The 14707-nt window shown below is 36.5% G+C and carries 16 protein-coding genes and 2 tRNA genes; 13 read left to right on the top strand and 5 right to left on the bottom strand.

Features of this window, described 5'->3' with window-relative positions:
- Window positions 1-619: 619 nt before the first annotated feature.
- A tRNA-Gly gene (locus tag ACFEL3_RS06065) sits at window positions 620-692 on the bottom strand.
- 180 nt (window positions 693-872) lie between these two features.
- Here ACFEL3_RS06065 and ACFEL3_RS06070 point away from each other — a divergent pair.
- The 9 genes from ACFEL3_RS06070 to radA all read left to right on the top strand — a co-directional run bounded on the left by ACFEL3_RS06070 (window position 873) and on the right by radA (window position 7977).
- Window positions 873-1493: a ribonuclease D gene (locus tag ACFEL3_RS06070; protein ID WP_010962900.1), complete on the top strand. Its 621-nt coding sequence runs from the start codon at window positions 873-875 to the stop codon at window positions 1491-1493.
- 127 nt (window positions 1494-1620) lie between these two features.
- Window positions 1621-1944: a thioredoxin gene (gene trxA, locus ACFEL3_RS06075; protein ID WP_010962901.1), complete on the top strand. Its 324-nt coding sequence runs from the start codon at window positions 1621-1623 to the stop codon at window positions 1942-1944.
- 42 nt (window positions 1945-1986) lie between these two features.
- A tRNA-Ile gene (locus ACFEL3_RS06080) sits at window positions 1987-2063 on the top strand.
- A 70-nt stretch (window positions 2064-2133) separates the two neighbouring features.
- The gene (locus ACFEL3_RS06085; RefSeq protein ID WP_022626367.1) at window positions 2134-2790 is read left to right on the top strand and encodes a CADD family putative folate metabolism protein; all 657 of its coding nucleotides are present in this window, start codon (window positions 2134-2136) and stop codon (window positions 2788-2790) included.
- A 39-nt stretch (window positions 2791-2829) separates the two neighbouring features.
- Complete coding sequence (locus ACFEL3_RS06090; protein ID WP_007548841.1) at window positions 2830-3216, top strand: dihydroneopterin aldolase; 387 nt, start codon at window positions 2830-2832, stop codon at window positions 3214-3216.
- Window positions 3213-4493 (top strand): dihydropteroate synthase, encoded by a 1281-nt coding sequence (folP, locus tag ACFEL3_RS06095; protein WP_138317886.1) that lies wholly within the window; start codon window positions 3213-3215, stop codon window positions 4491-4493. The genes ACFEL3_RS06090 and folP overlap by 4 nt, the downstream gene beginning before the upstream one ends.
- Window positions 4490-4969: a dihydrofolate reductase gene (locus tag ACFEL3_RS06100; RefSeq protein ID WP_038199174.1), complete on the top strand. Its 480-nt coding sequence runs from the start codon at window positions 4490-4492 to the stop codon at window positions 4967-4969. Before folP ends, ACFEL3_RS06100 begins: the two co-directional genes overlap by 4 nt.
- Before the next feature lies 1 nt (window position 4970).
- Entirely contained in the window at window positions 4971-5708 is a 738-nt protein-coding gene (locus ACFEL3_RS06105; RefSeq protein WP_010081866.1) for a putative folate metabolism gamma-glutamate ligase, read from the top strand.
- A 925-nt stretch (window positions 5709-6633) separates the two neighbouring features.
- Entirely contained in the window at window positions 6634-7977 is a 1344-nt protein-coding gene (radA, locus tag ACFEL3_RS06110) for a DNA repair protein RadA (protein ID WP_070356933.1), read from the top strand.
- Here the strand turns inward: radA and ftsY are convergent.
- Window positions 7964-8875, bottom strand: coding sequence for a signal recognition particle-docking protein FtsY (gene ftsY / locus ACFEL3_RS06115; RefSeq protein WP_010962907.1), 912 nt, complete (start codon window positions 8873-8875; stop codon window positions 7964-7966). The genes radA and ftsY overlap by 14 nt on opposite strands.
- 191 nt (window positions 8876-9066) lie before the next feature.
- Between ftsY and iscU the strand changes: the two genes are divergently transcribed.
- The 4 genes from iscU to hscA are packed head-to-tail and all read left to right on the top strand — an operon-like array spanning window position 9067 to window position 12053.
- Window positions 9067-9450: a Fe-S cluster assembly scaffold IscU gene (gene iscU, locus ACFEL3_RS06120; protein WP_007548853.1), complete on the top strand. Its 384-nt coding sequence runs from the start codon at window positions 9067-9069 to the stop codon at window positions 9448-9450.
- 12 nt (window positions 9451-9462) lie between these two features.
- Window positions 9463-9876: a HesB/IscA family protein gene (locus ACFEL3_RS06125; protein WP_038199190.1), complete on the top strand. Its 414-nt coding sequence runs from the start codon at window positions 9463-9465 to the stop codon at window positions 9874-9876.
- Window positions 9869-10327, top strand: a complete 459-nt coding sequence (locus ACFEL3_RS06130; RefSeq protein ID WP_010962909.1) for an iron-sulfur cluster co-chaperone HscB C-terminal domain-containing protein — start codon at window positions 9869-9871, stop codon at window positions 10325-10327. Before ACFEL3_RS06125 ends, ACFEL3_RS06130 begins: the two co-directional genes overlap by 8 nt.
- Window positions 10305-12053 (top strand): Fe-S protein assembly chaperone HscA, encoded by a 1749-nt coding sequence (hscA, locus tag ACFEL3_RS06135; RefSeq protein ID WP_010082333.1) that lies wholly within the window; start codon window positions 10305-10307, stop codon window positions 12051-12053. The genes ACFEL3_RS06130 and hscA overlap by 23 nt, the downstream gene beginning before the upstream one ends.
- A 7-nt stretch (window positions 12054-12060) precedes the next feature.
- Here hscA and lepB read toward each other — a convergent pair whose 3' ends face one another.
- The 3 genes from lepB to ACFEL3_RS06150 all read right to left on the bottom strand — a co-directional run bounded on the left by lepB (window position 12061) and on the right by ACFEL3_RS06150 (window position 14644).
- Window positions 12061-12807: a signal peptidase I gene (gene lepB / locus ACFEL3_RS06140; protein WP_010962911.1), complete on the bottom strand. Its 747-nt coding sequence runs from the start codon at window positions 12805-12807 to the stop codon at window positions 12061-12063.
- A gap of 772 nt (window positions 12808-13579) precedes the next feature.
- On the bottom strand, window positions 13580-13711 hold the full coding sequence (locus tag ACFEL3_RS06145) for a hypothetical protein (protein WP_255317428.1): 132 nt from the start codon (window positions 13709-13711) through the stop codon (window positions 13580-13582).
- Between the two features lie 45 nt (window positions 13712-13756).
- Window positions 13757-14644, bottom strand: coding sequence for an aspartate carbamoyltransferase catalytic subunit (locus tag ACFEL3_RS06150; RefSeq protein ID WP_006280416.1), 888 nt, complete (start codon window positions 14642-14644; stop codon window positions 13757-13759).
- Between the last annotated feature and the right edge of the window lie 63 nt (window positions 14645-14707).

Here is a 14707-nt window from a genome sequence, read left to right on the forward strand (position 1 = left end):
AAGAACTGGATTCCAGCGTCACGCGCTGGAATGACAGCAGTCCTACGTCATACCGCGATTCATTCGCGGTATCTCAGCCGCTAACAAGAGATCCCGCTAACAAGTAGCGGGATGACGGTTGTCGTTCAGCCACAAACATTAAGAAATTTACCAAATGAAAAAAAAGGCAAAAGAAGCCCCGTGGTTATTATCCGCTTTAAAATATTGGCGTTTTTTATGTTTTAAACGCTTGACAAGCGAAGTTCAGCTGCTTTTAATTGCAACTAACTTATGCTGCAAACGTTTAAGAAATTTACTAAGCAGAAAAAAAGACAAAGAATCCCCGAGTTAGCTAGTCTTTTACTATCTCTGTCGAGTATTGGCATTTTTTGATGTCTTGTAACGCTTTATAAGCGCGTTCAGCTTATTTAGACAAAAATCTAGATGTAGATGAAGTTTTGTAAAGACATACAGTATCTATATACTGCAAAAAATTGAACATAAGACGCCGATACATTAAGTAATCCTTACCTTTTAATCTGCAGATTGGCGAAAGCAAATACAATAGCTTCACTATCATGATAAGGGAGCTGGCGGAGTTTGTCAAGGGATTTTTGACGAAATGATTTTGAAAGCAAAGAGCGGGAGAAGGGGTTCGAACCCTCGACCTCAACCTTGGCAAGGTTGCGCTCTACCAACTGAGCTACTCCCGCAATTAAATTAACCTAAATTTACTTAATTATAGGCATATACAGCGATTTGTAAACCCCGTGTACACGAAAAATGTGAGAGCCCATAAATTTGCGTGGTTCCTTCTATGATCTTTTCGTATACTTAAGACTCATTTTTGATTATCATAGGTTTTCAATTGTGCCAAAAAATGTATTAATTTTATGGGAATATTTTTATATAAAGACGACTTGCCAGCTAGTTCAATACCAGATGATATAAGGTCTATAGCTGTTGATACCGAGGCAATGGGGCTACTTCATAGCAGAGATAGATTATGCCTTGTGCAGCTCTCTTTTAATGATGGCAACGCTCACTTAGTTCAACTCAAGAACGATTATACAGCGCCAAATTTAAGAAAAATATTAGAGGATAAAAATATAACTAAAATATTTCACTTCGCGCGATTTGATGTGAGCATAATACGTTATTACTTGGAAACTTGGGCACTTCCGTGCTATTGCACAAAGATAGCTTCACGTTTAGTTCGCACTTACACAGATAATCATAGCTTAAAAGAGTTGTGCTTAGAGCTGCTTGATACCAAACTAAATAAGCAGCAGCAATCTTCTGATTGGGGAAATGAAAATTTAACAGACAAACAAAAAAGTTATGCTGCATCTGATGTTTTGTATCTCCACAGGATAAAGGAAAAGCTAGACTTAATGCTGGAGCGTGAAAATAGAAAAGAATTGGCCCAAAAGTGCTTTGAATTTCTTCCTACTCGTATTGAATTAGACTTAATGGGTTGGGAAAACGTGGATATCTTTAACCACCAGATGTAATAGAAGTTTTTTGTTTGTGCAAAACACTTTAGGGCAATTTTTCAAGCTCTGCGGTAAGAATTTAGTTGATTAACTGCTAATAGATACGCTATATTTTACAAGCAATCGTTTTAAGTTTAGGTATTTTATGAGTGATGATATTACACCGGTAAATGATCAAAATTTCAAATCTGAAGTCACTGACTATAAAGGGTTTGTTCTGGTAGATTTTTGGGCAGAATGGTGTGGGCCATGTAAAAGTCTAATGCCGCGTATTGAACAGTTGGCTAAAGACAGAAAAGGCAAGATTAAGATCTGCAAGTTCGACATAGATGAAGGGACTGAAGTGCCAAGTAAGTATGGGGTTCAATCTATACCTACTTTGATTATATTTCAAGATGGTAAGGAAATTGCACGCAAAATTGGTGCAACAAATGATCTGCTAAGTTGGGTTGATAGTGAAATAAGCTAATAGACAAATTTGCTTTTGTGTGTATTATAAATATTGATAAAAGGGATTGTAGCTCAGTCGGTTAGAGCAGTTCGCTCATAACGAATTGGCCGTAGGTTCGAGTCCTACCAATCCCACCATTGTTAGCATGATCGTAACAATGAGAAAGCTATAGTATATGAACTATATATTAATGTAATGGGGGAAATGATGGAATTTACTAAGTCTCTAAATAACAAGTTAGATGAATTGCACTTACTAAATCATCCATTCTACCAATCATGGAATACAGGAAGCTTAAGCTTGCAAGCTTTACAAACCTATGCTAAAGAATATTATCACCATGTTGCTGCGTTTCCTCGTTACATCAGTGGTATACATTTTCTGTGCCCAGATCTAAAAATGCGACAGGTTTTACTTGGTAATTTAATAGAAGAGGAACAAGGTGATGAAAATCATCCAGAGTTATGGAAACGTTTTGCTGAAGGGCTTGGCGTTGCGCGATCTGATCTTCGTGAAAGTGCACAGATTAAGGAGACACAAGAATTAATTGATGGTTACTTTGACATTGTAAGATCAGGTTTTGCAGCAGGTCTTGGAGCCTTGTACGCTTACGAACGTCAAACTCCAGAGGTTTCCAAGTCTAAAATTGAAGGTTTAAAAAAACACTATTCAATAAGTGATGAGCGTTCTCTTCAATTTTTTACGGTCCATATGCATGCTGATGAATGGCATTCTGAGGAATGTGCAAATCTTATTGAAGATCTAGATGAAAAAGAGCAAGATAAAGTTATGCAGGGTGCTCAAAAGGGAGCAAGGCTCTTGTGGGGTTTTCTTGATGGAATGATGAATGCTAGCGTGTGTTAGTAGTTGTAAGTAGCTTAAACTCAGTGATGTTGGAATGCAATGTCTGCATGTAATCTTCTTATATCTGACTTACGGCTTTGGGTTCATTTAGGCTATAGTGCAGAAGAGAAGTATCATTCTCAATTAGTTAGTGTTAATATTGATTTTACCTTTAAATCCCCCCCTTTAGGACTTACAACTGACCGGCTTGAGGATACTATATGCTACTTGGAGGTAGTTCAGAGTATTCAATCTCTCGTTCAAAGCAAGCAATTCAACTTAATCGAGCATTTAACTCATGATATATACAGGACCATTAATAACCTTGTGATGCAAAAAAAGCTTATTATTTCTTCTATAGGCGTAACTATTCACAAAGTTGCACCACCTGTCCCCAGTGTGCATGGAGGTGTTTTCTTTACTTATCGTAATGCGTTGCAAGAATGATTTACATTTCTGTTGGCTCAAATATAGGAAATCGCTTTTCCCATTTACAAAAGGCTGCTCAGTTACTGCAGGAGCGCTATTTTAAAAATTTAAAATCTTCAATTATTCTGGAAACTAAGGCTATTTTACCAAATGATGCTTCACCTGGGTGGGACAGGCCATTTCTAAATATGGTTGTGTATGGAAGTTGTTCTTCTTCTCCTGAAGAGCTGTTAAAGGGCCTTAAACAAATTGAATGTGACATTGGCCGTCTGCAGGTCTATGAAAAATGGGCACCTCGCGTTATTGATTTGGATATTTTGTTATGGGATGACCTGACACTTGATACACCCTACCTTAAGATTCCTCACCCAGAATTGATAAACAGACCATTTTTGCTTCACTTGATGACAATGCTGAACCCTATGGCAGTAGTTAACAAAACGTTTGGTACTGTTAACCCTAACATTAAGGATTGCTTTTTAAGGAGTTTTACGCTTTCACCAGAGCTTGTAGGTATTGTCAATATTACTCCTGATTCATTTTCAGATGGTGGTCTTTATTATGATGCAGATCAAGCAACCAAGCAGGCACTGCGGCTGTTATCAGATGGTGCAAGCATAGTTGAACTTGGTGCTCAATCAACAAGACCTGGCTCCTCAATACAAACTCCAAAAGCAGAATATGCACGCTTAAAACCAGTGCTTGATAATCTCAATCAGTATATGAAAGTTGGTGACATTAAAGTCAGCATTGATAGTTTCTGGCCAGATGTTATTTTGAATGTTTTGGAGCACTACAACATTGCCTGGGTAAACGATCAGAAGGGAGATCTAGATGATAATACCTTAAAAGCGATTGCTAGCAGTGGATGTAGTATCGTTATTATGCATTCACTCTCCATACCACCACATAGTGACAACATTATCCCAAGTGACATTGATCCAATTGATACCATAAATAATTGGGCAGAAAGGAACATTAATAGATTACTAGCTCTAGGTTTTGATCAAAGCTCGATCATTATTGATCCTGGTATTGGTTTTGGCAAATCTATGTACCAGAATATCCAGATTTTACGCAGTATAGAAACGTTACAAAATTTTGGCTGCAAAGTTCTGGTTGGCCATTCTAGAAAGTCATTTATTTCTTCTTTTTCTACAGAACCTGTCTTTAACCGAGATTTAGAAACAATTGCTACATCATCTGTATTACACAACAAGGTTGATTTCCTTCGAGTGCATAATGTGCGTGATCACATGCGATTTTTTGTAGCTCAAGCTGCTTTACAGGGATGATAGTTATCGGAATTATGGCTGTTGATCCCAAGGGGGTAATTGGAATAAATAATGGATTGCCCTGGCATTATCCAAGTGAGTTAGATCATTTTCGTCAGGTGACTGAAAAACAAGTTATTGTTATGGGGAGAAAGACATTTGAAACTATGCCTCAAGACATATTAGGGAATCGTATCCCTGTTGTTTTTTCTCGTGACAAATTAAATTCTTGTTTTAACAGAGGAGTAAAATGCACTATTATTTCTTCTATGCAAGAGTTTTTGTCAATCCAAAGTAATTCTAAAGTCTTCATGATTGGTGGAGCACAAATAGCGCATCTTTTTTTGGAGTATGATCTAATCTCAGAATTTATCATAACAGAAATTCACAAACCCTATAAAGGTGATGTATATTTCAACTTAACACTTCTTGATGGATGGCATAAAACTATTCTCACCAAAACGAAAGATTATACTATATGCAAGCTGACACGTTAATATGCATGTTGAAGCAATTTATACCCACCGCATTGAATGTGGAGAAGTATTAGAGCAGGTTCTTGATCGCTATGTTTCAGAGTTGCTAAGAGAGGAAGTTGTTCTTGCTATCACATCAAAAATCATTTCTATTTGTCAAAAACAAGTGGTTTGCAAAACTGCTTGTTCTAAAGAAGAGCTAATCAAAAGAGAAGCTGATGCAATTGTTGATGTAGACCATAATTCTTACGGCATCTATTTAACAATCAAAGACAATATCTTAATTCCATCTGCTGGTATTGATGAATCAAATGGTAATGAAATGTATATTTTATACCCAAAGGATGTTCAGAAAACAGCTCTATCAATATGGAACTATCTCAAGACAAAACACTGCATAAAACATCTTGGTATTTTGATTACAGATAGTAACATAACACCTATGCGCCTTGGGGTTACGGGCGTTGCTCTTGGTTGGTGTGGATTTGAACCATTTTATTCCTATATAGGCAAGCCAGATCTTTATGATCAACCACTGCAAGTAACACAAGTCAATCTTCTTGATGCGCTGGCAACGTCTGCTGTTTTAGTTATGGGAGAAGGGGCGGAGCAAACACCAATGGCAATAATTAGTGGCGCACCAAAGATTCACTTTCTTACTCGTCCGCCAACTACAGAAGAAGAAAAAAGTGTGAAGATATCTATGGAAGAGGACCTTTACTCTCCTCTCCTCATGCGAGCCCGCTGGTTAAAGAGTTAAAGAGGAACTTAAAAATTTGCTATTAGACTTCTTACATAACCATATAACATTGGGAATAGAAACAAAAAACTTACTTGACACCCTTCGCCAGCGCCCTTATCATGATAGTGAAGCTATTGTATTTGCTTTCGCCAATCTGCAGATTAAAAGGTAAGGATTACTTAATGTATCGGCGTCTTATGTTTAATTTTTTGCAGTACATAGATACTGTATGTCTTTACAAAACTTCATCTACATCTAGATTTTTATCTAAATAAGCTGAACGCGCTTATAAAGCGTTACAAGACATCAAAAAATGCCAATACTCGACAGAGATAGTAAAAGACTAGCTAACTCGGGGATTCTTTGTCTTTTTTTCTGCTTAGTAAACTTCTTAAACATTTGCAGCGTAAGTTAGTTGCAATTAAAAGCAGCTTAATCTTGCTTGTCAAGCGTTTAAAACATAAAAAACGCCAATATTTTAAAGCGGATAATAACCCCAGGGCTTCTTTTGCCTTTTTTTTCATTTGGTAAATTTCTTAACGTTTGTAGCTAAACGACAACCGTCATCCCGCTACGTGTTAGCGGCTAAGAGATACCGCGGCGGTATGACGGTTTGCGGTGGCATGACCTCGTCATCCCGCTACGTGTTAGCGGGATCTAGAGATACCGTGACGGTATGACGGTTCGCGCGGTGGCATGACCTCGTCATCCCGCTACGTGTTAGCGGGATCTATGCTTTGAGATACCGCGAATGAATCGCGGTATGACGGTTCGCGGCGGCGTGACGATAAGCTCGTCATCCCGCTACTTGTTAGCGGGATCTAGAGATACCGCGAATGAATCGCGGTATGACATAGGGAACCCTTTCTTGGGTTAGCTATAGATTTACTTCGCATATTCAGCTAATTTTTATTACAATTACAACAAAATAATTTTGGCTTTGATGAAAACTGTATATGTATGTCAATCCTGTGGTCACAGCACTGGTAGGTGGGTAGGGAAGTGCATCGCATGTGACAATTGGGATACAATTGTTGAGGAAATAGCAGTAAAAACGGGCAAAAGAAGTATATCTGCACCAATTTTAATAAAGACGTTATCGGGTAGCGAAATTATCACTCCAAGTCGTTTTTTAACAGGAATAGAAGAATTAGATAGAGTTTTTGGTGGGGGTATCGTTCAAGGTGCTAGCATTTTAATTGGTGGCGAACCTGGTATTGGAAAATCCACCCTTTTGCTTAGAATTGCAGCTAATGTTGTGCAACTTTCCTCTTTTGAATGTCTTTATGTATCCGGCGAGGAGTCTTTAGAGCAGGTGAGTCTCAGAGCAAAGCGTCTTAAGATAAATGAACCTAAAATTAAGCTTTTATCTACAGTGTCTTTAACTGATGTAGTAGCAACAATAAAGGAAAACAAAAGTATTAAATTCTTAGTAATTGACTCTATACAAACAATGTATGATAGCAGAATTACATCGGCACCAGGAACTGTAACTCAGGTTCGTACTTGCGCACATGAATTAACTATTCTTGCGAAACAATATGGTGTTTCTCTTTTAATAGTTGGTCATATAACTAAGGATGGACAAATAGCTGGACCCAAAACTCTGGAGCATATGGTGGATACGGTATTATATTTTGAAGGTGAAAATAGCAATCAATATCGCATTTTGCGTACTATTAAAAATAGATTTGGCCCTGCAAATGAAATTGGTGTTTTTGAGATGTCTGAAGCAGGACTTGTGCCTGTTGATAATCCATCATCATTGTTTCTGATGGCCCATGACAGAGAAGTAGTTGGCAGCGCCGTATTTGCAGGAATTGAAGGTTCAAGACCAATTTTAATGGAAGTGCAAGCATTAATAGCAGGGACTAATATGGCAACCCCAAGAAGGGCAGTAGTTGGGTGGGATATTAATAGATTGGCTATGATCATCGCGGTGCTAAATGCTCGTTGCAAAATGTTTTTGCATGATAAAGAGGTATACCTAAACATTGCAGGGGGACTCAAAATACAGGAACCATCGGCTGATCTTGCTGTTGCTGCTTCCCTTATTTCAAGTATAGTAAATTTACCGCTGCCAACTTCTTCAATAATCTGCGGTGAAGTTGCACTTTCAGGAGAAATTAGGAACATCTCGCATGCTGATCTCAGACTAAAAGAAGCACAAAAGTTAGGATTCAAAAAAGCAATTATGCCTAAAAATGGTAACTATTCTTCTCATGATATTGAAATAATCAAGCTTGGTCACGTAAGGGAATTAAGAGAAGTCTTTAATTACAATTAAATAACGCTTCAGCAAATTCTTTGCTAGTAAACTCCCTTAAGTCCTCTATATTTTCGCCAATTCCTATAGCATGTAACTTTATCTTATAAGCTTCTGCAAGTCCAATTACCACTCCGCCCTTAGCAGTGCCATCTAACTTTGTTACGATTAGCCCGGTAACATTAACCATTTTGCTAAATGCTTCTAATTGGCTATAAGCATTTTGGCCGGTAGTTGCGTCAAGAACTAAAATAACGTCATGAGGGGCAGTGTCATCCAATTTCTTTATCGTTCTATATATTTTTGATAACTCCTCCATAAGGTTCACATTATTTTGCAGCCTTCCTGCTGTGTCAATTAGAACAACATCAACGTTATCTTTTATAGCTTGACTTACAGCTCTATATGCCACACTTGCAGAGTCGCTACCGTACTCTCCAGTAACAATCAAGCAATCAGAACGTTCTGCCCAAATGTTTAATTGTTCACTAGCAGCAGCTCTAAATGTGTCGCATGCAACAAGCATAACGGATTTTCCCATTTCCTTATATTTATATGCGAGCTTACCTATAGTCGTGGTTTTACCGTTACCATTTACTCCGCATACCATTATTATATGTGGTTTTTTGTTTAAAATTAGCGGTTGCACAGCAGGGTTCAATATCGATTCTATTTCGCTCATTAGCTGCTGTGTGATGGTATTATACTCAACTTCCTTGTCAAATTTGATGCTTGTGAGCCTATCGATAATCAACTTGGAAGTTTTATGACCAATATCCATGCTAATTAGCAATTCTTCTAATTCATCTAAAAGCGACTGATCTAATTTTTTTTTGCCAGAAAAAATACTTTTCACCCCGTCGCTAAAGCGAGAAGAAGTTTTTAACAGGCCCTGATAAAGGTTACTAAACAAACTCAAGGGATACTCCTTTTTAAATTATAAACTTAATTACAATATAAAGAATGACATGCACTACGCGAATTTGTAAAGTAAAATGCACTCAAAAACTACAATTTTACCTTACAAAAATTACACTTTTTGAGTGTATTTTACTTTAGTTTTTAACCTAAATATGTTATAATGTAGAATAGCGGTTCACAGGTAATTTTATGAGTTATAATGAGAAAATTTTAGATCATTACGAAAATCCAAGGAATGTTGGCTCTCTGGATAAAAATGATCCAAATGTTGGTACTGGCCTAGTTGGTGCACCATCGTGCGGTGATGTAATGAAATTGCAGATAAAGGTCAATGACAAAGGTGTTATTGAAGATGCAAAATTTAAAACTTTTGGTTGTGGTTCTGCCATTGCTTCAAGTTCCTTGTTAACAGAGATGATAAAGGGAAGAACCATCAGTGACGTTACACAGATAAAGAATACTCAAATAGTGGAAGAGTTGTCTTTACCTCCAGTGAAGATACACTGTTCGGTACTTGCTGAAGATGCTATAAAGGCTGCTATTCATGACTATCAAAGTAAACAAAAGAATTAAGAAGCTACGAACATGGGTGAATATCAAGAAGTAGGCGGAGGTGAAACTGTAAAAAAGAATAAAAAACTTATCACTATAACTGCGGAAGCAGTAGAAAGGATAAGGTATTTATTGGACCAAAAGAAGCATACTAACCTTGAGAAACCGGAAGAAGCAATAGGAATAAGAGTGCTAATTAAGCAAAAAGGATGTTCTGGTTTAAAATATGATATTGAATATGCATATGATACTCGTCCTTTAGAGTCGGTAATTGAAGAAAACTGTAGTGATGGCCAAAAAGTTAAAGTGTTGATCGACCCAAAATCCGTCATGTTTATTCTTGGCTCTGAAATGGATTATGTAGAAGAAAAATTTTCATCGGGTTTTGTTTTCAAAAATCCTAATGAGAAAGGAAAATGTGGTTGTGGAGAGAGTTTTCATGTCTAGCAACTATTTTGCATTGTTTGAAATTGAACCAGCTTTCAATATCAGCTTTGATGAGTTAGAGAAAAAATATATTGAGCTAAGCAGGACTGATATAAATGAAAGACAGTCCCAAAACATGGAAAATATTAACAGAGCTTATCAGATACTAAAGTCACCGCTAAAACGTGCTGAGCATTTGCTGGATTTTTTTAATGTGAAAAGCCAAAAGGACCACTTAAATTCTGAAATATTAAGTGAATCAATGGAAATAAGAGAGTACTTACTAGACTGCGACGATCTACAATTTGCAAGTAGGATGATCGATGAAAAAATAAAAGGTTGCATTAAAAATCTAATTAACACTTTTGCTGTAAAGAATTTTGATAGAGCTGCTACACAAGTCTTAAGATTGAAATATTTATACAAGTCATTTGAGGAGATGAAGAAAAATGCAACCAATTCAAATTTCTGAACCAAATTCAAATGAAGTAGTTTTTGGTATAGATCTTGGCACTACCAACTCTTTAATTGCTATGGTAAATAAAGCTGGCAACGTGGAGATATTTAAAGATGAACAGGGAAGAGAGCTATTACCTTCTATCATTTCATGTGAAAATAATACATTGAAAACTGGCTATGATGTTGGCTCAAATGCAATCCACTCAATAAAACGTTTAATGGGTAAAAGTGTTAAAGATTTGAACAAGATGGGTGTTTATTTTGAAATAGATAACGAAAGTGAAAAAGTTATTAGAGTAAAATGTTCGGAGGAAAAGTATCTTACTCCTGTTGAGATTTCTGCTGAGATATTAAAAGCTTTATGTGAGAGGGTAAAAAAGTCTAAGGGGCTGGAAGTAAAAAAAGCAGTAATTACTGTGCCAGCTTACTTTGACGATTCAGCACGTAACGCAACTAAATATGCAGCAAAATTAGCTGGCATAGAAGTTCTTCGCCTCGTTAACGAGCCAACCGCTGCAGCGCTTTCTTACTCCATTGAAAAGAACAATAACAGTGGAATATATGCAGTTTATGACCTTGGTGGTGGAACATTTGATATTTCGATATTGAAATTGCATCAAGGAGTGTTTCAAGTTCTTGCAGTTGGTGGTGATACCAAACTCGGCGGTGATGATTTTGATCATTTGCTGAGTTCAATTGTGATTGATAAGTATAGAGAAAAGACGGCTAAGCAACTAAATTCCTTACTTATCGAATCACGCTCTGTGAAAGAGTACCTAAGCAATCACACTATAGGTATCTTCGAATTTAATGTTAACGGCAAGCCATTTGAGTGCGAAATTACCAGAGAAGAATTCGAGCAGGCAATCAGTTCTTTGGTCAATAAGACTATCAATATAGTCACTCGTACTATAAGTGATATAGATCTTAAAATTGATGATATAAAAGGAGTAATTTTAGTTGGTGGTGCAACTAGAACACCATTGGTTCAAAATTCACTAGTCAAACTCTTTGGAAATAAAGTACTAAATGACGTGGATCCAGATAAAGCAGTTGCCATTGGGGCAGCTCTGCAGGCTCATGATTTAACTTCGAGCTCAAAAGATAGGAATATTCTCCTGGATGTTTTACCTCTATCACTTGGCATAGAAACTATGGGAGGCATAGTTGAAAAAATCATACCAAGAAATACGCCACTGCCAGTTTCAGAAACAAAAGAGTTTACAACTTATATTGATGGGCAAACAGCAATGAAAATTCATGTTTGTCAGGGAGAACGTGAAATGATAGAGGATAACAAATCTCTAGCGCAGTTTGAACTAAAAGGTATACCGCCACTGCCTGCAGGTTCTGCAAGAGTTGAAATAGAATTTACAGTTAACGTTGACGGAATCTTGACTGTTACTGCAAGAGAAAAAACTACTGGAATTGAGCAGACAGTTAAAGTAAATTCAAGTTTTGGCTTGAGTGAAGCTGATGTTCAAAATATGGTTAACCAGTCAATAAACAGTTTTGACGAAGATATGAAGGCTCGTTCCCTTGCAGGTGCTAAAATTAATGGAAATAAACTCATACACTTGGTTGAAAACAATAATAACCTTTCCACTGATCAAAAGTTGAAAAACCTATTACAAAATGCAAAAAACGCTTTACAAGGCAATGACTTGAATGAAATTAACAACACTATCGCCGAGTTAGAAAATTCTTCTTTAGAGTTGTGTGAATTAACAAATAGGTAGAAAAAGCTTACACAACCTTGTGCAATACCCTATTTAATCTCAAAGCAACAGGTAACCTGAAATTAAATGGTAACCAATCGACCTTTCCTAATTTAAATGATAAACCAACTATGCTTACACGCCCAATGATATTTTCCATTGGTACAAAACCAACTTCAGGAAACCTACTATCTAAAGAATTATTTCTATTGTCTCCCATAACGAAAAATTGATCGTTAGGTACATAATAAACCGGAGTGTTATATGATAGCTTATTAGAAATGTCATCTACCAAAATCTCATGTTCCTTGCCACTTAAAAGCGTTTCTATATATCTTGGTATGTTACGATTTGACTCATAATCAAAAAAACTTTCAATTTGCCTTCGCTCTACTTTCTGATCATTTAGGTATAATTCTCCCTCTATCATTTGCACTTTGTCACCTGGTGTTCCTATTACTCGCTTAACAAACCTGATGCTGTCATTTCTTGTGGGTTTGAAAACTACTATGTCGCCACGCTTTGGAGGGGTATAAAAAATCCTGCCGCTAAAAATGTTTGGAGAAAATGGAAAGGAGTGTTTACTGTAACCGTATGAATATTTACTAGTAAAAATGTAATCCCCTTCAAGTAGGGTGCTTTTCATTGAACCAGAAGGTATATGAAATGGCTCGAATAAAAAACTACGTATTGATAGCGCAATCAACAGTAAAAAAAACAATGAAGATAAAAATCTTCCCGTTCTTATCACCCAGTTTTTGCTTAGTTCTTCCAACTTTTCCAACTTTGTTTTTCTTATAGATTAAGCTTATTATAATACATAAATTAAAAAATGGTAATATGAAATTTTACTTGTGAATGTTATTCCTCTATTCAAAACAATTTTGAAAAGGCGGTTCATTTCTTTCAACGGTGTCATCCAAGTAGCGTGACACATAACTGTATGAACATTGCAATTTGCAGGTGGCAGATGAAAGTAGCTGATGCACATCTGTACGAACATTTGCTTTTGTTAAGGTAATATGGTGTTATGAAAGTAGCTGACACTGGAATGGCTTTGTTGCATCGCTACTTATGAAAGGCTAACTATAGTTAGGATTATAAGCAACCTATTGAAAATCTTGTTTTTTTGCAATCAATCTGATCAAATTTAAGAATAGTAATTTGTTATTTATATTAATAAATTTAATTCTATTGAAAATAGCTAAAGCATTGAAATTCTTGAATTTTAGCCGGATTGGTAAATGGTAGTGAAATTTCTTTTACTCAAATTTAGGTATTCATTGACCGTTCTTGTTATAAATACCAGAATAATAAGCTACTGATATTCCCTATCTTTTTTATCTTTAATCCATCATAGCTAGCGATGCAACAAAGCCCACTGGAATCTAGGTTGTAACCGTTCACGGATTGTGAGAATGAATAAAGAACTAAGCAGTCGTAACTTTTGGAAGGGATTTTGGCCATTGAGACGTGATGTCAAAAATATCGACAACATTCTTTCCACAAATCTTTCTCCATGTTCCGACCAGGTGAAAAAGCTGTTTTTACGATAGCCGTCTAATTTGCCGTTCTGCAAGGTTGTTGATTGACTTCAGGCTTTCGTAAAAACTTCCACACCATATCCTCGGCCTTAACATCTTAATGGCCATTCTCAAACCATTTACAAGCCTTGTCATTTCATGCCCCCCCTTTTTGCATTAGTTGTGTAGCATCTTTTAATATTAGCAAGGCCTATAATAGTGCAACACTGCCTTACGTATTGCCAATCCAAATTCTACTTGCTGTAAAATAACACAATCTGCTACATCGCTGCTAATCTCAATCCCTCTGTTTATTGGCCCTGGGTGCATAACAATCGCATCTGGTTTTGCGTATGATAGCTTTTGTGAATCAAGTCCATACAAATAAAAATATTCTTTCTCTGAAGAACTATTATTCATGCGCTCTTTCTGCAATCTCAAAAGCATAATTACGTCAGCATCCTTTATACCTTCAATTAATGAATAATGGACTGAATCTACTTCAGGAAAATGCTTACAAATCAAAGTTGGTGGTGCGACCAAGTTTATCTCTGCTCCAAACATTTTTAGCAATCTTATATTTGATCTTGCAACTCTACTGTGCAGAATATCTCCACATATCACAACTTTGAGGTCCTTTATTTGCTTTTTGTGATTGCTGATTACAAGATAGTCTGCAAGAGCTTGAGTTGGATGTTCACTACTTCCATCGCCTGCATTGATTAGCGAGCAGTTAACATACTTTGCCAGTGTATTAATGATACCACTACTTTTATGCCTGATTATTATGTAATCAGGATTCATTGCATTTAATGTTTTGATCATGTCTTTTAGATCTTCTCCCTTGTTAATAGAAGAAGATCTTATTGGCAAAGTTACAACATTTGCTCCAAGGCTTTTTGCTGCTATTTCAAAAGACGCAAGTGTACGCGTTGAATCTTCAAAGAATAAATTTATTACTGTCTTATTTTCCAAGATATGACTATTTGCAACTTCTTTTTTAAGGTACTGGTTGGCCAACTTAGTTATATTTTCTACATCATCGACTGTAAGGTCTGAGATGTTTAACAAATTCCTTCTCTTGTTCATAGTTTCCTTTTCAACTACTTGAACCTATTCTACTTTCTTATTACCTTTTTTCAATAGACTTCT

Origin of the sequence: Wolbachia endosymbiont (group A) of Opomyza germinationis, from assembly GCF_964264765.1 — a bacterium.
GTDB classification, from domain to species: domain Bacteria; phylum Pseudomonadota; class Alphaproteobacteria; order Rickettsiales; family Anaplasmataceae; genus Wolbachia; species Wolbachia pipientis.